This window comes from Streptomyces olivaceoviridis (assembly GCF_014650115.1).
Lineage (GTDB): Bacteria > Actinomycetota > Actinomycetes > Streptomycetales > Streptomycetaceae > Streptomyces > Streptomyces olivaceoviridis.
This window is the reverse complement of sequence record NZ_BMUI01000016.1, coordinates 201,853-222,592: the sequence shown is the minus strand read 5'-3', so window position 1 is coordinate 222,592 and position 20,740 is coordinate 201,853. Positions and strand designations below refer to the sequence as shown.

At 71.2% G+C, this 20,740-nt stretch carries 22 protein-coding genes and 1 pseudogene; 3 read left to right on the top strand and 20 right to left on the bottom strand.

Going from position 1 to position 20,740, the window contains the following annotated elements:
- The 6 genes from IE273_RS27705 to IE273_RS27680 form a co-directional block, all read right to left on the bottom strand.
- A partial coding sequence (locus IE273_RS27705) for a lytic transglycosylase domain-containing protein (RefSeq protein ID WP_506005268.1) occupies positions 1–463 on the bottom strand: 463 nt, incomplete at its 3' end.
- A 407-nt stretch (positions 464–870) separates the two neighbouring features.
- On the bottom strand, positions 871–2,196 hold the full coding sequence (phoH2, locus tag IE273_RS27700) for an RNA 5'-3' helicase PhoH2 (protein WP_189817881.1): 1,326 nt from the start codon (positions 2,194–2,196) through the stop codon (positions 871–873).
- 348 nt (positions 2,197–2,544) lie between these two features.
- On the bottom strand, positions 2,545–3,318 hold the full coding sequence (locus IE273_RS27695) for an isoprenyl transferase (RefSeq protein ID WP_014674685.1): 774 nt from the start codon (positions 3,316–3,318) through the stop codon (positions 2,545–2,547).
- A 694-nt stretch (positions 3,319–4,012) separates the two neighbouring features.
- Entirely contained in the window at positions 4,013–4,804 is a 792-nt protein-coding gene (locus IE273_RS27690; RefSeq protein ID WP_189817880.1) for a class I SAM-dependent methyltransferase, read from the bottom strand.
- A 69-nt stretch (positions 4,805–4,873) separates the two neighbouring features.
- Complete coding sequence (locus IE273_RS27685; protein ID WP_229887615.1) at positions 4,874–5,401, bottom strand: GNAT family N-acetyltransferase; 528 nt, start codon at positions 5,399–5,401, stop codon at positions 4,874–4,876.
- A 71-nt stretch (positions 5,402–5,472) separates the two neighbouring features.
- Positions 5,473–6,381, bottom strand: coding sequence for an LLM class flavin-dependent oxidoreductase (locus IE273_RS27680; RefSeq protein WP_268257521.1), 909 nt, complete (start codon positions 6,379–6,381; stop codon positions 5,473–5,475).
- 59 nt (positions 6,382–6,440) lie between these two features.
- Between IE273_RS27680 and IE273_RS27675 the strand changes: the two genes are divergently transcribed.
- Positions 6,441–6,839, top strand: coding sequence for a DUF192 domain-containing protein (locus IE273_RS27675; protein ID WP_189817878.1), 399 nt, complete (start codon positions 6,441–6,443; stop codon positions 6,837–6,839).
- Between the two features lie 12 nt (positions 6,840–6,851).
- Here IE273_RS27675 and IE273_RS27670 read toward each other — a convergent pair whose 3' ends face one another.
- The 14 genes from IE273_RS27670 to IE273_RS27605 all read right to left on the bottom strand — a co-directional run bounded on the left by IE273_RS27670 (position 6,852) and on the right by IE273_RS27605 (position 18,101).
- On the bottom strand, positions 6,852–7,475 hold the full coding sequence (locus tag IE273_RS27670) for an OmpA family protein (RefSeq protein WP_189817877.1): 624 nt from the start codon (positions 7,473–7,475) through the stop codon (positions 6,852–6,854).
- A 7-nt stretch (positions 7,476–7,482) separates the two neighbouring features.
- Positions 7,483–8,064 carry a hypothetical protein gene (locus tag IE273_RS27665; protein ID WP_189817876.1) on the bottom strand — a complete coding sequence of 194 codons (582 nt, stop codon included), beginning with the start codon at positions 8,062–8,064 and terminating at the stop codon, positions 7,483–7,485.
- Positions 8,065–8,079: 15 nt separating this feature from the next.
- On the bottom strand, positions 8,080–8,691 hold the full coding sequence (locus IE273_RS27660) for a pilus assembly protein TadG-related protein (protein ID WP_189817875.1): 612 nt from the start codon (positions 8,689–8,691) through the stop codon (positions 8,080–8,082).
- Positions 8,688–8,873: a hypothetical protein gene (locus IE273_RS27655; protein WP_189817874.1), complete on the bottom strand. Its 186-nt coding sequence runs from the start codon at positions 8,871–8,873 to the stop codon at positions 8,688–8,690. Before IE273_RS27655 ends, IE273_RS27660 begins: the two co-directional genes overlap by 4 nt.
- 107 nt (positions 8,874–8,980) lie before the next feature.
- Positions 8,981–9,739, bottom strand: coding sequence for a response regulator (locus IE273_RS27650; RefSeq protein ID WP_189817873.1), 759 nt, complete (start codon positions 9,737–9,739; stop codon positions 8,981–8,983).
- A gap of 10 nt (positions 9,740–9,749) precedes the next feature.
- A complete protein-coding gene (locus IE273_RS27645) occupies positions 9,750–11,303 on the bottom strand; it encodes a sensor histidine kinase (protein ID WP_189817872.1) in 1,554 nt (517 codons plus the stop codon).
- 8 nt (positions 11,304–11,311) lie between these two features.
- Complete coding sequence (locus IE273_RS27640) at positions 11,312–12,199, bottom strand: DUF5936 domain-containing protein (protein WP_014674674.1); 888 nt, start codon at positions 12,197–12,199, stop codon at positions 11,312–11,314.
- 13 nt (positions 12,200–12,212) lie between these two features.
- Positions 12,213–13,157 carry a type II secretion system F family protein gene (locus IE273_RS27635; protein WP_189817871.1) on the bottom strand — a complete coding sequence of 315 codons (945 nt, stop codon included), beginning with the start codon at positions 13,155–13,157 and terminating at the stop codon, positions 12,213–12,215.
- Between the two features lie 12 nt (positions 13,158–13,169).
- Positions 13,170–14,507 carry a TadA family conjugal transfer-associated ATPase gene (locus IE273_RS27630; protein WP_189817870.1) on the bottom strand — a complete coding sequence of 446 codons (1,338 nt, stop codon included), beginning with the start codon at positions 14,505–14,507 and terminating at the stop codon, positions 13,170–13,172.
- Between the two features lie 18 nt (positions 14,508–14,525).
- The gene (locus IE273_RS27625) at positions 14,526–14,867 is read right to left on the bottom strand and encodes a TadE/TadG family type IV pilus assembly protein (protein WP_189817869.1); all 342 of its coding nucleotides are present in this window, start codon (positions 14,865–14,867) and stop codon (positions 14,526–14,528) included.
- A 1-nt stretch (position 14,868) separates the two neighbouring features.
- The gene (locus tag IE273_RS27620) at positions 14,869–15,249 is read right to left on the bottom strand and encodes a TadE family protein (protein ID WP_014674670.1); all 381 of its coding nucleotides are present in this window, start codon (positions 15,247–15,249) and stop codon (positions 14,869–14,871) included.
- Positions 15,250–15,256: 7 nt separating this feature from the next.
- Entirely contained in the window at positions 15,257–16,492 is a 1,236-nt protein-coding gene (locus tag IE273_RS27615) for a CpaE/TadZ family protein (RefSeq protein WP_189817868.1), read from the bottom strand.
- Positions 16,493–16,501: 9 nt separating this feature from the next.
- Positions 16,502–17,206 carry a Flp pilus assembly protein CpaB gene (gene cpaB / locus IE273_RS27610; RefSeq protein WP_189817867.1) on the bottom strand — a complete coding sequence of 235 codons (705 nt, stop codon included), beginning with the start codon at positions 17,204–17,206 and terminating at the stop codon, positions 16,502–16,504.
- A gap of 58 nt (positions 17,207–17,264) precedes the next feature.
- Complete coding sequence (locus tag IE273_RS27605; RefSeq protein WP_189817900.1) at positions 17,265–18,101, bottom strand: hypothetical protein; 837 nt, start codon at positions 18,099–18,101, stop codon at positions 17,265–17,267.
- 323 nt (positions 18,102–18,424) lie between these two features.
- Here IE273_RS27605 and IE273_RS27600 point away from each other — a divergent pair, with 323 nt between their 5' ends.
- Both IE273_RS27600 and IE273_RS45260 read left to right on the top strand, forming a co-directional pair.
- On the top strand, positions 18,425–20,143 hold the full coding sequence (locus IE273_RS27600) for a chitinase (RefSeq protein WP_229887613.1): 1,719 nt from the start codon (positions 18,425–18,427) through the stop codon (positions 20,141–20,143).
- Between the two features lie 122 nt (positions 20,144–20,265).
- A pseudogene (locus tag IE273_RS45260) lies at positions 20,266–20,723 on the top strand (hypothetical protein); the annotation flags it as partial.
- Positions 20,724–20,740 lie beyond the last annotated feature (17 nt).

Sequence of the window (20,740 nt, the reverse complement as noted above, 5' to 3'; positions counted from 1 at the left end):
GGAACTGGCCGCCGCCCACCATCTGGCGCGCCATCGCCTGGATCTGCGCCACGGTGTAATTGCTCTGGACCGGGAAGCTGGAGGAGTCGCGGACGTCGGTCCCACGGCTCGCCGCGGCCTTCGCCTCGGCGCGCTCCTTCGCCTCCTTGGCCGCCTTCTCGGCGAGCTCCTTCTTGGCGATCGCGGTCTCGGCGGCGGCCTTGCGGGCCGCTTCCTCGGCGTCCTTCTTGGCGCTCACGTCCGCGGCGATGGCCTGTGCGTCGGCCTGCTGCGTCAGGGACGCGGTCTGCACCTGCGCCTGCTGACCCGCGGGTATGTCGGCGAGGAGCGTGGTGTCGGCTGCCGTCGCCTCGGCGTCGTTGGTCTGCGCGGTGCTGCCCGAGGCAACGCCGACGACGCTTCCGACAGCGGTGACCGCGGTGGCGGAGGCCACTGCGAATCCCCGGACCGAAATCCGGCTCACACGGTTTCCTTCCAGCATCGCCCGCTTCGGTGACCCTTGCGGACGCGATCGTGCCCCTGACACTGGCCTCCCAACTGCGGGGTCACGGAGGCGCGGGCCCGGTGGGCAACTCCCCCGGAGGGAGCGCCGCGTGGTGCTCGGGCGGCATACGACGAACTCTATGGAGTTGGTGGTGCTCAGGTGGCGTCGTACCGCTGGGGGTACAGCTGTGTCGTATGCGGGGCCTGACAGGAACGAGACTCTGCCGTAACCGGACGCCGCGTGGCAATTCTGCGTTGCGTGTGAAAGCTCACATCCTGTTTGGCCCTGGGGATTTCAGGAAAACTCCACGCACGAAGGCGCCGCCCGGCTAGGCTCGTGGCCTTTACCGGACGGCGCCAACAGCCGTCATGCGTGCGCCAGATGCGTCAGATGTGCCCGTCCTCCAGCATTTCGGTCACAAGTGCCGCAATCTGGGACCTCTCGGAACGCGTCAGCGTGACGTGCGCGAAGAGCGGGTGCCCCTTCAGCTTCTCCACCACGGCGACCACGCCGTCGTAGCGGCCTACGCGCAGATTGTCCCGCTGTGCCACGTCATGCGTGAGAACGACACGCGAATTCGCGCCGATCCGGGACAGAACAGTCAGCAGGACGTTCTTCTCCAGGGACTGCGCCTCGTCCACGATCACGAACGCGTCGTGCAGCGAGCGCCCGCGGATGTGGGTGAGCGGGAGCACCTCCAGCATCCCGCGCGCGGTGACCTCCTCGATGACCTCCCGGCTGGTGACCGCCGACAGGGTGTCGAAGACGGCCTGGGCCCACGGGCTCATCTTCTCCGCCTCGGTGCCCGGCAGATAGCCCAGCTCCTGCCCGCCGACCGCGTACAGCGGCCGGAAGACCATCACCTTCTGGTGCTGGCGGCGCTCCAGGACCGCCTCCAGGCCCGCGCACAGCGCCAGCGCCGACTTGCCGGTGCCGGCCCGGCCGCCCATCGAGACGATGCCGACGTCCGGGTCGAGCAGCAGGTCGAGGGCGATGCGCTGCTCGGCGCTGCGGCCCTTGATGCCGAACGCCTCCCGGTCGCCGCGCACCAGCCGGACGTTGCCCTCGGGGGTGACCCGGCCGAGCGCCTTGCCGCGCTCGGACTGGATGGTCAGGCCGGTGTGCACGGGGAGGTCGGCCGCCTCCGGGACGTACACGTGCCCTTCCTCGAAGAGGACGTCCACCTGCTCGCCCGGCAGGGTGAGTTCGGTCATCCCGGTCCAGCCGGAGTTCTCCGTGATGGCCAGTTCGGCCCGGTACTCCTCGGCGAGCAGGCCGACCGAGGACGCCTTGATCCTGAGCGGCAGGTCCTTCGACACGACGGTGACGTCGAACCCCTCGGCCTGGAGGTTCCGGGCCACCGCGAGGATGCGCGAGTCGTTGTCCCCCAGGCGGTAGCCGGTGGGCAGCACGCTGGGGTCCGAGTGGTTGAGCTCGACCCGGACCGTCCCGCCCAGTTCCCCGATCGGGATGGGGGCGTCGAGGCGACCGTGCTTCACCCGGTAGTCGTCCAGCAGGCGCAGCGCCTGGCGGGCGAAGTAGCCGAGCTCCGGATGGTGCCGCTTGGCCTCCAGCTCCGTGACCACCACGATGGGGAGCACGACCTCGTGCTCGTCGAAGCGGGTCAGGGCGTTCGGGTCGGCCAGCAGGACGCTGGTGTCGAGAACATACGTGCGCCGGTCGGGCTTGTGGCGCTTTGTGCTGGTCACCACGGAAGGACGTACCCCCTCGGATGAGGTCGGGGAGCGACGAAGTGATGCTGGACCGGTGTCCGGCCCCCGCGCACGGCGGGCCGTGAACCGGCCCTCCGCGGCTGCTTCCGTGCGGCGACCGCACGGTCGGGCTGGTGCAAAGGGCCTCCCGGGCGGGCGACCCCGTGCCGCCCGCTGAGATCCGACGCCCGTGGTTCGGGCGTCGACCTGCTTGGTTTATGCCCTCGATGACGCGCGGCCATGCAAATGCGGCCACCAGCGCGCTGGTGAACTCCTCGTTACGTCCCCGCCAATCGGGGTAAACGACAACGCCCCGTCACCGAGCGGCGACGGGGCGGGGCCGGCGGGTCAGCCGCCGTAGCGGCGGTGACGTGCGGCGTAGTCGCGCAGGGCGCGCAGGAAGTCGACCTTCCGGAAGGCCGGCCAGAAGACCTCGCAGAAGTAGTACTCCGAATGAGCGGTCTGCCAGAGCATGAATCCGGACAGCCGCTGTTCCCCGCTGGTGCGGATCACCAGGTCCGGGTCGGGCTGGGCGCCGGTGTACAGGTGACGGCCGATCATGTCGATGTCCACGGACTCGGCGAGGTCCTCCATGGACACGCCCTTGTCCTGCGCGTCGAGCAGCATGGAGCGCACGGCGTCGGCGATCTCCTGCCGGCCGCCGTAACCGATGGCCACGTTGACGAGTATCCCGTCGATGTGGGCGGTGGCCTCCTCGGCCTCCTTCAGGGCCGTCTGCATCTGCGCGGGCAGCAGGTCCATCGTGCCGACGTGGTGCACCCGCCAGCGGCCGTCGGCGGCGAGGGTGCGGACGACGTCCTCGATGATGCCGAGCAGGGGGACGAGTTCCTCCTGCGGCCGGTCGAAGTTGTCGGTGGACAGCAGCCACAGGGTGACGACCTCGACGTCGGTCTCGGTGCACCAGCCGAGGAACTCCTCGATCTTCTCGGCACCGGCCCGGTGCCCGTGGACGGTGCTGGAGCCGGACGCCTTCGCCCAGCGGCGGTTGCCGTCCATGATGACGCCGATGTGCTTGGGCACCTGAGCGTGGTCCAGGTGGCCTTCCACCCGGCGTGCGTAGAGCCTGACGAGCAGACCGCGCAGCTTGTCGCGCAGGTTCACGTGACCCTCCGGGGGTTGGGCGCGGGGGATGGGGTGCCGGAGCCGTTGAGCCTACCGCTGCTCGGGGGTTGGTCATGGCCCGCCCCGTCCGTGGGGACGGCGGACCGGGGCCGTGTGGTTCCCGGAGCGGGCCCCCTCGGCGGGTTTCCCCGAGCGGATTCCCGTGGCGCGTTCCGTGAACGGGTTCCCGGAGCGGGGAAGAAAAACGGGCCGGTCCGTGGGGGGGGAGACGGACCGGCCCGAGGGGGGGTTTCCACCATAACCCTTCGTAAGGGATGGTGGGCGCATCGACGGGCCACAACTACTCACCGGAATCACCCGGCGACGCCCCGGTGGTCGCGGAATGCGGGATTCATGGGGGCTTCATGGCCGGTTCACAGCGGAATTCCAGGGAAATCCGGTCGGATACGAATGGATTCGTAAGGATTAGGCCATCTTGGGGTTCATTGGCGAGTTGCCCCGGGTCCCCCCGGACGGGCGACGCCGTCGGCGAAGGGTGGACTTGACGCCTCCGCTACACCCCCGGGCCGGGACCGCGCGGCTCCCCGGCACCGCGCAGCCCCCTCCACTGCGCGGTACCGCCCGCGCAGCTTTGCTCACGCGAATAACCTTGGTCTGAACTTACGTGATCGAGGCGACCGATGTGAACCGCGCCCGATAACGATGTGGAAACCCCGGGCGAACTCCGGTCGGACTACGGCCGACGGCCCGGCTTGCGTACGTCGAAAAGGTGGCGGGCGCTGTGCGCGACGAACGGCCCCTCCCGCTCGATCCGTTCGTGCAGCGCGCGCAGCCGCGGCTCGTACGCCTCGACCGTGAAGTCCGGGACCATCCACACCACCTTGCGCAGGAAGTGGACGACGGCGGCGATGTCGTGGAACTCCATCCGCAGCCGCTCCGCCCGCACCCCGGTCACCTCCAGGCCCGCCGCCTCGGCGTCGGCCCGCTCCCGCTCGGGGTCACGGCCGGCGCGCGCCTCCTCCGGTTGCGGCCCGAGGAAGTACTCGACCAGCTCGAAGACGCTGCTCGGCCCCACGTGCTGGGCGAAGTACGTCCCGCCGGGCCGCAGCACCCGGGCGATCTCCGCCCAGTACGGCCGCACCGGGTGCCGGCTGAGCACCAGGTCGAACGCGCCGTCCGCGAACGGCAGCGGTGCGTCGTCCGGGGCGGCGACCACCACGACGCCCCGGGGCCGCAGCAGGGCGGTGGCCTTCGCCACGTTCGGCGGCCACCCCTCGGTGGCCGCGACCAGCACCGGCCGGGCGGGCTCGGCCCGGCTCAGCGCGAAGTCCAGCACCTCCCCGCCGCCGGTCTGGACGTCCAGCACGGCCTCGGCGCCGGCCAGCCGCTCCCCCGCCGACCGGGCATATCCCCACGACGGCCGCTCCTCCGTGGCCCGGCCCTCGAACCACGAGAAGTCCCAGCCCTCGGTCGGTACGGCGGCACCCTCGGCCACGAGGTCCTCGAAGGAACGCTGCGGAGTCATACGGCCATGATCCCAGCGGGACCCCCGACGGGTCCCGCTGTTTTTCCGCGCCCCGGGCCGGGAACGCTCTCAGCTCTGCCCGGACGGCGCCGCGAGGACCAGCATGACGTGCTCGTCCGTCCCGTGGCGGACCGTGCCGGTCCGCTCGAAGCCGTGCCTCTCCAGGAGCCGCACGGAGGCGGTGTTGCCGGCGAAGGGGTCCGCGTACAGCGGACGCACCGGCTCCAGCTCCAGGAACCGGGCGAGCGCGCGCGTGCCGACCCCGCGACCCCAGTACGGCCGCCCGAGCCAGTAGCCGACGAACCGCCGCCCGTCCTGCGTCCAGGACACCACGCTCCCGGCGGCCTCCCCGCCGACGGTGACCGTCCGCACCAGGCAGTCGGGGTCACCGAGCACCCGCTCCCGCCAGTGCCGGAAGAAGGCGTCCCGCGGCCGGGGGGTGAACCTCGACCGCCGGACGGCTTCGGGGTCGTGCTCGTAGGCGAAGAGGGCCTCCAGGTCCTGGTCCGTGACGACCCGCAGACCCACGGGGAGATCCGGGTCGGACGCGGCGGTCTCGCGGTCACCGGTCTCGTCCAGCTCGTGTCGGTCGGTCATGCCGGGGAGTGTGACACCCGCCACTGACAACACCTCTGACCTGCGGCGACTCCCTGTCCCCCGCTGCCCGCTCAGGGCACCAGCGGGCGGACCTCCCGCGCGGCGAAGCGCACGAAGCCCTCCGGGTCGGGCTCGTCCGCCGTCGGCTGGAGGACGACGGTGTCCGCACCGGCCCCGGCCAGCCGCCGTACCGCCTCGGCGACCGCGCCCGCGTCACCGGCGACCCCCACGTCCGCCCCCGCCTCCACCCCCTCGGCGGCGAGTTCGGCGCGCAGCCGGGCGTCGGCGCCCGCGCCCGTGGCGGCCAGCAGATAGACCACGATCCGGTGCGAACCGTCACGTCCGGCCGCCCGCCGCCCCTCCTCGACGAGCTTCCTGGCCCGCCGTACGCCGTCCACCGAGGTGGTGGCGGTGAGCAGGGTGCCGTCGGCCTTCTCGCCGGAGAGCCGGAGCGTACGGGGTCCGGTGGCGCCCGCGAGGACGTCGACCGGGCGCCCCGGGGGCCAGTCGAGGGCGACGTCGTCCAACTGGACGTACCGCCCGCGCACGCTGAGCCGTTCCCCGCGCAGCAGGGCGCGCAGGGCGTCGAGGTGTTCACCGAGGAGGCCCAGCGGGGAGGCGGCCCGCGCGCCGACCTGGCCCATCCAGTCCTGCACCCCGTGCCCCACGGTCAGGATGGCCCGGCCGGGGAACATGCGCTCCAGCGAGGCGGCCTCCATGGCGGTGACGGCCACGTTCCTGAGCGGCACGGGCAGCAGTCCGATGCCGACCCGCACCCGCTCGGTCCAGGCGAGCGCGGCGGCGGCCGTGGACACCCCGCCCTCCAGGAAGCAGTCCTCCCACAGCCACAGTTCTTCGAGCCCCTCGTCATCCGCGAGGCGGGCGATGGCCCGCAGCCGCTCGGGAGGAAGCTGGGGGCGGAATACGACACCGAGTCCTGTCATGGAGCCCTTCCTAGTGGGGAGGACGGCTGAGGACAACGCGTTTGTGCGGTCGGGCGAGTTGACGACACGGGTGGCTGGGCGTGGGAGGTCGGGGCATGGGGCGGCGCTGGCGGGACGGACGGGGACGGCTGATCGTGCGGGCGGGCTCCGGCGGGCGGCAGGCCGCCGTCACCGTCCCCCTGGAGATCGCGGCCTCCTACCGGGCGCGGACGAAGGGGCTCCTGGGCCGGGACACGGTCGACGGGGCGCTGCTGCTGTCGCCGGCCAGTGGGGTGCACACGTTCGGGATGCGGATCCCGATCGACGTCGCCTACCTGGACCGCCGCCTGACCGTCATCGCCGTCCGCACGATGCGCCCCGGCCGCCTGGGCCTGCCGCGCCCGCGGGCACGGCACGTGCTGGAGGCGGAGGCGGGGGCGATGGCGGGGTGGGGGCTGCGGCCGGGAGCGCGGGTTGAGGTGGAGGCGGAGACGGGGGTGGGCCCGGGGTGCTAGCCGGGTGCCGCCTCACTGCTGGGTACGGGGGAAGGACACCTCCACCCGGCGGTTCTTCTTCCGGCCGGCCTCGGTGGAGTTGTCGGCGATCGGGTACTGCTCGCCGTAGCCGCGGACGTCGAAGGTGATGGACGGGGCGTTCAGGTCCTGGTCCAGTACGGCCTGTACGGCGTTGGCGCGCTGTTTGGAGAGGGTATCGCCGTGGGCGGAGGAGCCGAGGTTGTCGGTGAAGCCGAAGACGCGGACCTGGGTCGCGTTCTGCTTCCTGATCTCCTCGGCGATGCCGGCGATACGGGCCTTCGCCTCCGCGCCGAGCTTGGCGCTGTCCTTGTCGAACAGCACCTCGGCCTGGAGGGCGAAGGTCACGTCGGCGTTGGTGTCCTCGCGCCGTTCGTCCCCGCTCTGGTCCTCCACGACCGACTTGATGTCCAACACCTTGGCCTCGGCCAGCGTGGCCCCTTCCGGAAGCTTCAGATCCGGATCCGTGGGGTCGACCTTCACCGGGGCGGCGGCGGAGGGTTCGGTACCGGGGGGTTCACTGGGACCGGTGTCGTCGGCCATCGCGGAGGTGGCGGGCAGATTCACGACGAACAACAGAACAGCGGCCGTGAGGGCGATCCGGGACGCGGTGATCACTTGGGCCTCACCCGGAGATCTTGACGGAAGCACTGGCGAAGGTGGGCAGTTGAAGGGTCACCTCGGTGGTGTTGGGGGGCGGGGAGGGGAATTGCATGAACACCGGGATGGTCTGACCTGGCTGAATCGTTGAAAGACCGGTCGTGGTGAGGGGGCGCCCGTCCGTGTCCCGCAGCACGTAGTAGCGCTTCTTTCCGTTGGCGTCCACGAGGGTGGCACCACCGAGAGATGTCCCATGTTGAACGATCTCAGTCTCGTCCCCGCGAAGGGCGGACGGAATGACCACCGACTGCGCCCCGTCATTCTTCAGGTTGCCATTCACAGTGACGAATCCACCGGAATCCCGCTGTGCGGAGGTCACCTGGAGGAGAAGACCGTCCTGTCCCTTGAGCTCTGCCAAAGGTGCCTCTGACTGCCCCTCTTGGGCACTCGGCTGTGAGCCGTCGGTCTTGGAGGCCGACGCAGAGGTCTCCGGTTTCTTGTCGTCATTCCCTCCGCCGCCACAACCGGCAACGGTAACGGCCAGCCCAGCAGCAACGGTCAGCGCGACCATCCCCCTGCGGGCCTTCGCAGTGAACCGCATGCTCATCGCTCCGCTTCCTCATCAATCATCGTGGGCTTTTCCATCGGCCAGGTGGACGTCGAACAGATCCTCCGGCGCGGGCAGAGTGGCTTCATCGTCCGGGTCCGGATTCCAGGTCTTGCCGTCACAGTCGAGTGGGGGCAGCTCATCGCCCCCGGCTGCCTCCTCGGTAGGGTCGAACGTGCAGCGTGGCTCGATCACGGCCGTGGCGGCGGCCTTGGAGTGGATGTCCTCCGTGCCGGGGACAACGGAATCTCCGACTGACTTGTTCGTTTCGACATCGACCGTGTACCGCAGAAGCTGCCAGTTGCAGTCATTCAGCGTGGCATCGTTCTGCGCCGCGAGTTGCTCCGCACGAGCACAGGGGTTGTCGACCGGCAACTCGCCGTCGAAGACATCACTCCACTTGTCGGGGTGGAGTAGATCCGCGACCCATGCGGCCGCGAGTTGGTCACGCCCGTTCTGGGCAGCAGCCAGCACTGCCGCGTCGGCGGCTGTCTGTGCACCGCCGCGGTTCACTGCGGCCTGGCCCACCGCAAGGTAGGCGAACGCAAGAAAGAGCAGGCCCGCCACCACCGTGATGTAGATGGGGAAGGCCTGCCCGGCATCGCCGTAATGACGGAGGCGCCTCACACGATTTTGTTGATCTGCGCCATGATCTTGTCGAGGATCGCCGATCCGATGCTGGTACCCGTAACCGCCAGCACGATCGCCACAACCACCGCAATGATCCCGAGGTACTCGACGGCGGTCTGTCCCTTGTCGTCGGTGCGGCGCTGCATCGCCACCATCAACTTCAGCATCCAGTCGCTCATGACGCTCCCCTCCGGCTTCGCTTCGGCTTCCGGAAACGTAAAGCTCGGAGCAGCCCCTGCCAGAGGGCCCCAGGGCCCAACCCCAGGCCCATTCCCGTCGTGGCATGTCAGGCCACCCCCAGCCACTTCGCCGTCGCCTGGGACCTCGTCGTGCTGTGGAGCTTGGCGAAGATGCGGTTGATGTGGTTCTTGACCGTCTTCTCGCTGATGAAGCAGGCCGCGGCGATCTGCTGGTTGGTCATGCCGGACGCGATGAGGTCCATGATCTCCGCCTCCCTGCTGCTCAGCCGGAACCGTGACCGGAACGACTGTCCCACAGATGGTTGCAGTTGCGAAAGCGTTGGGGGGGATAAAGATGGCTCCGCGACGGGAAGTTGTGCGGAGTTGTGTGCAGCTGCATCCCCCCGCAGCTCCGACAGCAACGCCCTCGCCGCCCCCGGCGTCACATGCGGGCGCCCCTCCCGTACGTCCCGTACCGCCCTCACCAACTGCTCCGTCGTGAACTCGCCGTGCACCAGGTATCCCCCCGCCCCCAGCCGCAGCGCCTCCCGCACGGTCTCCGTCTCATGGCTGTAGGTGAGCATCATGACGGGGGCCAGCCCCACCAGGTGGGGCAACGCCGAGATTCCGTCGACTCCGGGCATGCGGACGTCGAGGAGGATGACGTCCGGCCGGTGCCGGACCGCCGCCTCGTACGCCTCCCGACCGTCCCTCGCCTCCGCCACCACCGTGGTGTCCGGGTGACCCGAGAGCAGGGCCGTCAGACCGGCGCGGACGACGGGGTTGTCGTCGGCGACCAGCAACCGCAGCGGCGGGGACGCCGGCGCCTGCGGCGGAAATGGCTCTGATGGTCGTCCGGGGCGCATGTGCCTCCTCTCAGGCATGTCGGGGCCCGGGTGGCGATGTCGGCAACGGGACCTCCAGGCGGACCTCCGTGCCTCGCTCGTGACGGCCCCTTCCGATGCGGATCCGGGCGCCGGCCTGCGCTGCCCGCTCGACCATGCCGAGCAGGCCGAAGTGGCCCGAACCACGCAGCTCTTCGAGTGTGGTGCCCGGCGGGAGGCCCCTGCCGTCGTCGTGGACCGTGACGCGGAGCAGGTGGCCGTCGACCGCCGCCCGTATGTCCACGCGGGTCGCGGAGGCGTGCCGGTGGGCGTTCTCCAGTGCCTCCGTGACGATGGAGAGGACGTGGCGGGCCAGGGGGGCCGGGAGCGCGGGGAGGCCGGTCCCGTCCCTCGCCCCGCCGTCCCAGTCCCTCGCCCCGCCGTCGCCCTCGCGCGCCCCGCCGTCCTCCTCCCGCCCTTCCCAGCCGCACGTGGCCTCCAGGCCCGTGCGTCTCGTGAAGTCCGTCGCCCGGTGTGCCAGTTCCCGCCAGAGCGGGATGCGGTCCGGCGCGTCCGGCTGGTCCCGGCGCAGGTCCGTCAGCAGTTCCCGGGACTCCGCCGCCGCCCTGCGCGCCGAGCGGGACACCAGTTCCGCCTGTTCCCTGATGCGGGCCGGGTCGGGGGCCGCGGCCGACGCCGTGGCCGCCAGGCCGTCCGCCGCCAGGGCGACGCCGTACAGGGTCTTGGCCACGGAGTCGTGCATCTCGCGGGCCAGCCGGGCGCGTTCCGCGCTCACCGCCTCCGCCGCCGCGAGACGGGCCTGGACCGTCGTCAGGGCCTGGGTCGCGGCGCCGAAGCGGAGCATCAGGTTGCGCAGGGTCGAGCCCATGGCACCGGCGATGACGCAGAGGCCGGGGAGGAGGAGGGCCTCGGCGACGGGCGCGTGGCGGTCGGCCTTCAGCGTGGCGTGGACCAGCAGCAGGATCAGGGACTGGAGCGAGGCGAAGCAGGCGGCGCCGCGCCAGCCGTAGACCAGGCCGGCCAGGAGCGGGGTGCAGACGCTGACGTAGGCGAGGGTGGTGTCCGGGCCGGCCGAGATGAGGAGGAAGGAGCCGAAGAGGGTGTCGGCGGCCAGGAGGCTGGGGTGGCGCAGCAGGAGGGGGCCGAAGCGTTCCCAGTCGCGGAAGAGGACGTAGGACACCATGAAGGTGACGACCACGGCCGCGCCGACCAGGCGGGCGCCCAGGCCGGGGGCCGCGTTGAGCAGGGCGGCGGGGGCCGACAGGACGATCATCGCCAGGCGGAAGCCGAAGACCTGGCGGCACATGGCCTGGAGGGCACGGATCTGGAGCTTCTCGGAGGGCTCGGTCGGGGGCGCCGCCGACACCGTCGCCGCGGCCGTCGGGTGCGGTGGGACCTCCGCCTCGGCACCGGCCGCCCCCGGATCCCGCTCCGACCCCGCCGCCCCCGGATCCCGCTCCCACCCGGCCGCCCCCGGATCCCGCTTCCACCCGACCCCCCGCAGCCACGCCCCGGCCCGCGCCAGCCCCGCGTGCACGCCCCGGCCCGTACGCCCCCTCAGCGCCGTCGAGCCCGTCACCGTCACGGCCGTCCTCACTCCCCCGTGAGCGAGCCGAAGTCCACGCCGGAGCCGAGGAGCAGGCCCGCGCCCAGCAGGAGCATCGTCGCCGGGACCATGAACGTGGTGATCATCAGCGTGGCCTTCGGCACCGCCCGCGCGGCCTTGCGGCGGGCGTTCTGGGCGTCGGTGCGGCGCATGTCCTTCGCCAGGGAGACCAGCGTGTCCACGATGGGCGCGCCCAGTTCCTCGCCCTGCTGCAACGCCGTGACGAACATGGCCACCTGCTCGGAGTCGTTGCGTCGCCGCAGCTCCGCGAAGGCCTCGCGGCGGCTCATGCCGAGGTCCATCTGGCGCAGGGTGATGCGCAGTTCGTCGGCCCACGGGCCCTCGTAGCGGGAGGCGACCCGGTCCAGGGCCTGCCGGAAGCCGAGCCCCGCGCTGACCACGACGGCGAGGACGTCGAGGAAGTCCGGCAGGGTGCGTTCGATGACGTCCTTGCGGACCCGGATCGCCGACCAGAGGCCGACCTCCGTCCAGAACGCGCCGAACAGGAGCAGCAGGACGGCCACGAACCACTGGCCGCGCAGGAGGAACACCAGGAAGCCGACGCCGCCGAGGGCGCCGTAGACCGCGCGGCGGGCGGCGTAGCGGTCGATGGTCAGGCCGCCGGGGTTGCCCGCGAGGTCGATCTTCCGGCGGTACCTGGCCACCAGGCGCGGGCCCATCAGGCGCAGCACGGCGGGGGCGTAGCGCATGCCCATGCGGTCGACGACCGAGCCGACCGCGCCGGTGCGGGTGGCGCCGACCTCCAGGGCGACGGCGAGGTCGCCGGGGAGCCGGGCGTCCGCGCGGTACATGCGGATGCCGGCGAAGACGCCCCAGACGCCGAGGCCCATCAGCAGGGCGAGCAGGTATGCCATCGGGTCACCTCCCTCAGACGTCGATCCGGCTCATACGGCGGATGAGGACGAAGCCGACGGCGTACATGGCGAACGCGATGATCACGCACGCCTGGCCGACCGGTGAGCCGGTCATGCGGTCCAGTGCGCCGTCCTTGACGCCGTTCATCAGGAACAACGCGCCGACCCCGAGGACGGGCACGGCGTACGACGTCATGGTCACCTGGGAGAGCTGGGTGCGGATCTCACGCCGGGTCTCCTTGCGCTCCTCCAGGGTCTCGGTCAGGTTGCGGAGCGCGGAGACCACCTGGCCGCCCGCCCGGTTCGACAGGACCAGCGTCGTCACGAGCACGACCAGTTCGCGGGAGGGAAGGCGGTCGGCCAGCTCGCCGAGGGCGTCGTCCAGGGAGTGGCCGACGGCCAGCTGGTCGGCGACCTTGGCCAGTTCCTCGCCGGCCGGGGCCTCCAGCTCCTCCGCCGCCATGCCGATCGCGGTGCGCAGGGCGAGGCCGGCCTGGGTCGCGTTGGCCAGGATGCGGGCCAGTTCCGGGAGTTGGTTGATGAAGCGTTCGATGCGCTTCTGCCGCTGCCAGTTGAGGAACTGGACCGCCGCCCAGACGCCCAGCAGGCCCGCGAGCGGGCCGAAGAACGGGGCCAGGGTGGCCTGGCCGATCAGCCAGAGCGCGGCCACCGTCGCGAGCATGGCGGCGAAGAACTCCCCCGGCGTGACGTCCAGGCCGGTGGCCGCCAGGCGCCGCTCCAGCCAGCGGCCGAGGCGGGTGCGGCGCAGCCGCCGGTCCAGGTCGCGGAAGCGGCGTGTGCGGCCGGTCGCGGGCGGCGCGCCGGTGTGCGCGAGGCGGTCCACGAGGGCGGCGCGCCGGGCCCGGCCGGAGGCGTAGGCGTGCACGCCGGCCACCGCCAGGACGCAGGTCAGCAGCGTCACGCCGGTGGTGAGCTGGACGAGGGTGTGCAGTTCCATGGTCCTTGAGTCCTACCTGGCTTCTCGGGTGGCGAGCTGGTCGGCGGAACGGGCGACGCCGAAGGTCTGCGGGACGGGCTGGCTCGCCATGTAGAGGCGGTCGGCGGTACGGCGGGGCAGCGGGAAGTACCGGAAGTCGCCGTACACGCGGCCGTCCGGGGTCATGGGCCGCGCGTCGAAGCGGGCCACGGTCGCCAGCCGGTACGGCTCCCCGCCGTGGCTGTCGAGCAGCGCGATCTCGGTGATCCGGCGGGCGCCGTCGGCGAACCGGGTGAGCTGGACGATGACGTCGACCGCGCTGTTGATCTGGTCGTGCAGGGCGACGAAGGGCACCTCGACGTCGGACATGGAGGCCAGGGTCTGCAACCGGGTCAGCGCGTCCTCGGCGCTGTTGGCGTGCACGGTCGCCAGCGAGCCGTCGTGGCCCGTGGACATCGCCTGGAGCATGTCGAGGGACTCGCCGCCGCGGACCTCGCCGACCACGATCCGGTCGGGGCGCATCCGCAGGGAGTTGCGGACCAGGTCCCGGATGGTGACCTGGCCCTTGCCCTCCACGTTCGGCGGGCGGGACTCCAGGCGGACCACATGGGTCTGCTGGAGCTGGAGTTCGGCGGAGTCCTCGATGGTGATGATGCGCTCGTGCGCCGGGATCAGCCCGGACAGGGCGTTGAGCAGCGTGGTCTTCCCGGTGCCGGTCGCGCCGGAAACGATGATGTTGAACTTCGCCTGCACCAGGCCCGCCAGCAGGTACACCATGTGCTCGTCCAGCGAGCCGAAGCCGATCAGCTCCTGGAGGGTGAAGGAGCGCGGGAAGCGGCGGATGGTGAGGATGGGGCCGGTCAGGGACAGCGGCGGGATGATGACGTTGACCCGCTCGCCGGAGGGCAGGCGGGCGTCCACCATCGGGTTCGACTCGTCCACGCGGCGGTTGACCGTCGACACGATCCGCTCGATGGTCTGCATGAGCTGGTCGGCGGAGACGAACCGGAGGGGGAGCTGTTCGACCCGGCCGCCGCGCTCCACGAAGATGGCGTCCGGGCCGTTGACCATGATCTCCGTGATCGACGCGTCCTCCAGCAGCGGCTCCAGGATGCCGAGGCCCAGCGCCTCGTCCACGACCCGGCGGATCAGCTGGGAGCGCTCGACCGTCGACAGCACCGGGCCCTCGCGGCTGATGATGTGCCCGAGCACCCGCTCCAGCCGCGCCCGGCGTTCGGCGGCGGCCAGCGCACTCATCTCCGCGAGGTCGATCTCCTCCAGCAGCTTGGCCCGGTAGGAGGCGACGAGATGCCCGTCCTCGCCCCGGCTGCCGTGCTCCTCCGGGGTGCTGATGCGTGCCCGCAGACTCATGGGGTCGCCTCTCCTCGGTCAGTGGTCGAGCGGCATGGTGGCGGACTTGGTGGCGGAGCCGAGGTCCCAGACGACGGTGGGGATGTGGACGGTCGCGGTGACGGTGACCGAGTCACCCCCCGGGGCGGACGAGCAGGACACCTTCAGGCCGCCGCTCACCGCGTCGGCGCAGGCCTGGGCGTACGACTGGTCCAGCGAGGCCGCCCGCGCCCCTGCTCTGGCCGCCGTACCGGCCTGCTCGGCGGCGTAGGCGACGGCGCCGAGCTGGATTCCGGCCAGCCCGACGATCAGCAGCACCGGGATGAACCCCAGGTACTCGATGGCGACCTGGCCCCGGTCGCGTCCCGGGCGGTACGACATCTCAGTCCTTCACCTCCTCTACGGCGCCGGCGTGGCCGTGCACGGTGGCGGGGAAGGAGATCACGCCCGGGAAGAGGACGGGGACCTTGAGGGAGACATCGGCCGTGACATAGCCGGACGCGCTGCACTGCACCGACGCGTCCCCCTTCCACGCTCCCGACAGGTGCTTCATCCCCGCCTCCGCGCACGCGGCCTGGCGCGCGCCTCCCCGTGGCGCGGCCGTTCCCGCCCGCACCGCCTCGTCGGCAGCATTCCCTGCGAGCGTGAAGGTGTATCCCACGAGCACGGCCTGCCACATGAGCACCAGCGTCAGGACGATCAGCGGGGTCATGCCCAGGAACTCGACGCTCACCTGTCCCCGGTCCCCGTCCGGCCTTCTCATCAGGGGTTCACTCCTTCCGCCGCCGCAGGCTCACGGAACCGCGTCCGCTCCCGCGGTGGGAGGCTCCCTCCGCGGCCTTCACCAGCCCGAGCTCGCCCGCGAGCCCCCACAGCGCCTGTTTGACCGTGCTCTTGGCGTCGAGTTCGTGGACCCGCCCGGCGTCCACCACCCCTTGCAGCTCCTTGAAGTTGGCGGGCACGGCCGTACGCGCCAGCGCCGTCCCGGTGATGCGCTGCACCAGCGCGGGCTGGATCTCCGTACTGCGCGTGTGCCGGTTGACGACCACGGTCGTCTCCTCGGCCTTGCGGATCTGGAGCCGGTCCCACATCCGTACGGTCCGTTTGGCGGCGCGTACGGCGATGACGTCCGGGGTGGTGACGAGCAGCGCGGTGTCGGCCATCTCGACGGCCGCCGCGCCGGCCCCGCCGAGCTGGGCGCCGCAGTCGACGACGACGACCTCGTAGCGGGAGCGCAGGGCGCTGACGAGCTGGCGGGTGGCGCGGTCGGTGACCTCCTCGCCGCGTTCGCCCTCGCCGGGCGCGAGGAGCAGGGCGAGCCCGGTGTCGTGGCGGAAGACGGCGTCGGCGAGGACGCGGGGCGAGATGTCGGTGATGGCGGCCAGGTCGGCCACCGACCGGCGGAACTGGATGTCCAGGTAGGAGGCGATGTCGCCGGTCTGGAGGTCGAGGTCGACCAGGGCGGTGGCGCGGCCGGAGGCCTGGGCGGCGAGGGCGAGCTGGATGGCGGTCAGTGTCGCGCCCACGCCTCCCTTGGCGCCGCTGACCGTGACGACGGTGCCGCCGGCCCCGGCGAGCACCTCGGCGCCGTGCCCGAGGTGCCGCCGTACCCCCGTCGACCACTGGGCGACGGCCTGCACGCGGTTGGCGAGCTCCTCGTACGACAGCGGGAGCGCGACCAGGCCGCGGGCGCCGGAGTCCATGGCGGCGGCGAACAGGCCGGGGCTCGCGTCGGTGGTGACGAGGATGACGCCGACGGCCGGGAAGCGCAGGGCGACCTCGCGGATCAGTTCCAGGGCCGGGACCGGGCCGATCCGTTCGTGGACGACCACGACCTCGGGCAGTTCGTCGACCGACTCGGCGGCGAGCCGGGCGAGGGTGTCGACCAGTTGGGTGGAGTCGGTCACCGGGGGTTGCGGCTCGGCGTCGGGGAGCTGGCTGAGCAGGGTGGTGAGGGAGCGGACGGCGTCCGGGTCCGCGCCGGCCGGGAGGATCCTGGTGGGCATGGCCGCCTCTCACTTGTCCGTCGCGAGTTCGTAGGTGCGGTCCTTGTCGGGGACGCTGGTCTCGCTGCCGGGGGCCACGAGCGCGAGCCGGACGCGCTGGGCGAAGGACTCGGCGTAGGTGACGCGCTGGGCGTCGATGGTGGACAGCGCGAAGGTGATGGGAACGGCCTCGGTGGGCTGCCGGTCCTTGTCGCGGTCGGGTTCGAGGGCGGTGATCCGGCCGACGTCGATGACGCGGGCGTTGGTCACGATGATCTTCGACTGGTCGGGGTCGCCCTCCTTCTTTCCCTCGAAGGTGGCATAGACGTTGACCCGCGACCCCGGGGTGATCTTGCCCGCCACGCCGGTCGCCGCGTCGATCATGATGGCGACCTCCTGCTGGCCGGGCTGGAGGGCGGGCCGGTCCACGATCATGTCGGTCTGGAGCAGGGAGCCGGCGTGCAGGGTGGTCACGGCGATCTTGCCGCGGATCTGCCGGAGGTCGGTGACGGCGTTGCCGGACAGCCACCGCTTCGGCATCTCGATCTTCTCGAACTGGTCCGTGTCCAGGGCGGTGTACGGCTTCACCTCGGACCTGACCCGGTAGGCGGCGACCTCGGGCCCGACCTTGGAGTTCGCGTCGTGGATGACGGAGAGCACGCCGGCGAACGCGCCCAGCGCGCACAGGACCGACAGGATCAGGAGTATCACGCCGCGGCGCTGACGGGAGTTCATGAACCGTGCAACCTCATTGGGGGAATCGGTCGAGCGGGACGGGTCAGGTTCGCGCAGGTCAGGCGGGCGTTCGCTGTTCCAGGGCGCGGGGTGTCTCGTACGCGGGCGGGGTGGCGGAGCAGAAGACGCAGCGGTCGCCGATGACGTCCAGGCCGCACCAGTGACAGCTGGTCTGCCGTACGGAGGTGACCAGTTGGTAGAGCACGGACAGGTCGGCGAGGTAGCCGCAGAACTCGACCACGCGGCCGGTTCCCCACCACACCGGGGACTCGGCGGGCAGCGGGACCTCGCGCAGCCCGTGCACACCCCACCGGGTGCCGAGCCCGGCGGCCCAGTCGCTCTGCAACTGCCCCTTGGCGACCAGCATCCAGGTGCTGAACTCGGGCCCCTTGAGCGTGGCGTCGGGGGCCACCTTGACGAGCTGGGGCTCGGGGTGGGCGAGGACGGCGAACTGGCTGCCCGGCATCCAGGACCTGGCGTGCGCCTTGAGGCCGACGGGGACCCGGTCCAGCTTGGCGACGGAGCCGAGGACGGCGCCGGCGTGGATGTAGTGGGTGAGCAGCCGGCCGGCGGAGGCGAGGACGCCCGGACTCAGGTCGCAGGAGGCGAGCTGACGCAGCTGCCGGGCCAGGACGGCGATGCCGAGCGGCGGGAGCTCCGGCCGGAACAGGGCGATGCGGTCGCTCTCCAGCAGCGAGCGCAGGGTGTGGAGCCGCCGTACGACCGGCTCCGGGGTGGCCTGTGAGCAGACGACGACCACATAGCCGTACTGCTCGGTGAGGGACTGGAGTTCGGTGAGGGCCTGGTCCAGCGGCTTGTGGTCGAGGCCGGCCAGCACGACGGCGGGCATGGTCCGCTCGTCCTGCGCCGGCAGCGCCATGTCGGCACTGGTCACGGCAATGGCAGTTGGCACGCGCAGCTCCCCGCTCTTCACACCCTCCGGCCCACCGGTGTAACTCCCATGCGCCAGGACGACTTCATTGCGTGACTACCTGAGCACTGTATCCACGGGCGTATGGCCGGAGAACAGCGTTGGTGAAGCCGGTGTGAACTCTCCCGGAGCAAGTCCCGCCAAACCTGGACAGGTTGAGCCACCGGTCGGAGACGGTTTTGGTCTGGACCTCTTGACACCCGGATTGGTCTGGACCAACTTAAGGGCGCAAGCGGTGGCCACCGCCCCTCTCCTCCCCTCACCGCCCACTCCCCACGGAGGCTCCAGTGGACCGCGCACCAGGCATACCCAGACCCCGCGGACGGCGGCTCGCGGCATGGTCCGCCGCCACCGCCCTGGCCCTCTCGGTCGCGGGCCTCGCCACGGCCGGCCCCGCGTCCGCCGCGGACGTCAACAACGTGAAGAACGCGGGCTTCGAGTCGGGCCTGGCCAACTGGACGTGTACGGCCGGCAGCGGCACGACGGTCACGTCCCCGGTGCACGGGGGCACCTCGGCCCTGAAGGCGACCCCGGCCGGCCAGGACAACGCCCAGTGCACCCAGGCGGTCGCGGTCAAGCCGAACTCGACGTACACGCTGAGCGCGTGGGTCCAGGGCGGCTACTCCTACCTGGGCGTGACGGGCACCGGTACGACGGACGTCTCGACCTGGACCCCCGACTCGGCGTCCTGGAAGCAGCTGTCGACGACGTTCACGACGGGCTCGTCCACGACCTCGGTCACGGTCTACACCCACGGCTGGTACGGCCAGGCGGCCTACTACGCCGACGACCTCTCGGTCTACGGCCCCGACGGCGGCGGAGGCGGCGACCCGGCCCCGACCGTCCCGGCGGCCCCGGCCGGCCTCTCGGTGACCGGTACGACGTCCTCCGCGGTCTCCCTGTCCTGGTCGGCGGTGTCGGGCGCGACGGGCTACAACGTGTACCGGAACGGCACGAAGGTCACCGCCGTGACCGGCACGTCCGCGACGGTGACCGGCCTCACCGCGTCCACGTCGTACTCCTTCCAGGTCACGGCGACCAACGCGGCCGGCGAGTCGGCCAAGTCGGCGACGGTGACGGGCACGACGACCTCCGGCCCGGGCGGCGGAGGCGGCGGCTCCCTGCCCAAGCACGCGGTGACCGGCTACTGGCAGAACTTCAACAACGGCGCCACGGTCCAGGAACTCTCGGACGTCCCGTCGTCCTACGACATCATCGCCGTGGCCTTCGCCGACGCCACGTCGACCCCGGGAGCCGTCTCCTTCACCCTGGACTCCGCCGGCCTGAACGGCTACACCGTCGACCAGTTCAAGGCCGACATCAAGGCCAAGCAGGCGGCCGGCAAGAAGGTCGTCATCTCGGTCGGCGGCGAGAAGGGCTCGGTGTCGGTCAACGACGCGTCCTCGGCCGCCAACTTCGCCAACTCGGTCTACTCCCTGATGCAGACGTACGGCTTCGACGGCGTCGACATCGACCTGGAGAACGGCCTGAACGCGACGTACATGACGCAGGCGCTGCGCTCCCTGTCATCGAAGGCGGGCTCCTCGCTGATCATCACGATGGCCCCCCAGACGATCGACATGCAGTCCACGTCGAACACGTACTTCCAGACGGCCCTGAACATCAAGGACATCCTGACGGTCGTCAACACGCAGTACTACAACAGCGGTTCCATGCTGGGCTGCGACGGCAAGGTCTACAGCCAGGGCACGGTCGACTTCCTGACGGCCCTCGCCTGCATCCAGCTGGAGGGCGGCCTCTCCCCGTCCCAGGTCGGCCTCGGCGTCCCCGCCTCCACCCGCGCGGCGGGCAGCGGCTACGTCTCCCCGACGGTGGTCGACAACGCCCTGGACTGCCTGACGGCGGCCACGAACTGCGGCACCTTCAAGCCGTCCAAGACGTACCCCGCGCTCCGGGGCGCCATGACCTGGTCCACGAACTGGGACGCGACCTCGGGCAACGCATGGTCGAACACGGTCGGACCCCACGTCCACGCACTCCCGTGACGTGACCTTCGGACACACCCGGCGCCCGGGCCTTTCGGTCCGGGCGCTGTGCTGTGCGGCGGGACGGCCGGACTTGACCGGTCGGCCGGGCATCGCTTTGCGACTGCCGTCAGGCCGGTGTGATGATCCCGCCCATGACGGAACACGGGGGGGCGTACACGCAGGTCACGCCTGTATGACTTCGCGGACATGACCGTAATCCGTAATCGACCCACCCGGGACCACAGACGACCCCGAGCGGGGACGCCACCGGTTCGCCGTGCTGCTGGGCGAGTTCCGCCGTACCGCGGTGCTCGTACCCGTGGACCAGGACGACGCGCCCCTCGTGGCGGACTTCGGTGGTGTGCGCTGGTTCTACGCCTTCTCGAACGAGGGGGCGTTGGCGCGTTTCGCCTTCGCGCGGGGTGAGGGTGACCGGGAGTGGCCGTATCAGCGGTGGCTGGGGGCGCGTCTGCTGGACGCGGCGGTTCCGGCGGCCGGGGTGCCGTGCGGGGTGGCGCTGGACTGCGCGGACGGGGAGGACGGCATGGTCTTTCCTCCGGTGCGCGGGATCGTGCCGGACGAGGTGGCGGTGGACGCCTGCGAGGTCGCGGTGAA

Bases quoted from the DNA above. Each gene is read 5' to 3' on its own strand.
- IE273_RS27690 (WP_189817880.1), bottom strand. From the start codon at position 4,804: ATGACTCCGCAGCGTTCCTTCGAGGACCTCGTGGCCGAGGGTGCCGCC.
- IE273_RS27650 (WP_189817873.1), bottom strand. From the start codon at position 9,739: ATGCGCCCCGGACGACCATCAGAGCCATTTCCGCCGCAGGCGCCGGCG.
- IE273_RS27635 (WP_189817871.1), bottom strand. From the start codon at position 13,157: ATGGAACTGCACACCCTCGTCCAGCTCACCACCGGCGTGACGCTGCTG.
- IE273_RS27625 (WP_189817869.1), bottom strand. From the start codon at position 14,867: ATGTCGTACCGCCCGGGACGCGACCGGGGCCAGGTCGCCATCGAGTAC.
- IE273_RS27640 (WP_014674674.1), bottom strand. From the start codon at position 12,199: ATGGCATACCTGCTCGCCCTGCTGATGGGCCTCGGCGTCTGGGGCGTC.
- cpaB (WP_189817867.1), bottom strand. From the start codon at position 17,206: ATGAACTCCCGTCAGCGCCGCGGCGTGATACTCCTGATCCTGTCGGTC.
- IE273_RS27675 (WP_189817878.1), top strand. From the start codon at position 6,441: ATGGGGCGGCGCTGGCGGGACGGACGGGGACGGCTGATCGTGCGGGCG.
- IE273_RS27630 (WP_189817870.1), bottom strand. From the start codon at position 14,507: ATGAGTCTGCGGGCACGCATCAGCACCCCGGAGGAGCACGGCAGCCGG.
- IE273_RS27615 (WP_189817868.1), bottom strand. From the start codon at position 16,492: ATGCCCACCAGGATCCTCCCGGCCGGCGCGGACCCGGACGCCGTCCGC.
- IE273_RS27620 (WP_014674670.1), bottom strand. From the start codon at position 15,249: ATGAGAAGGCCGGACGGGGACCGGGGACAGGTGAGCGTCGAGTTCCTG.
- IE273_RS27685 (WP_229887615.1), bottom strand. From the start codon at position 5,401: ATGACCGACCGACACGAGCTGGACGAGACCGGTGACCGCGAGACCGCC.
- IE273_RS27665 (WP_189817876.1), bottom strand. From the start codon at position 8,064: ATGAGCATGCGGTTCACTGCGAAGGCCCGCAGGGGGATGGTCGCGCTG.
- IE273_RS27655 (WP_189817874.1), bottom strand. From the start codon at position 8,873: ATGAGCGACTGGATGCTGAAGTTGATGGTGGCGATGCAGCGCCGCACC.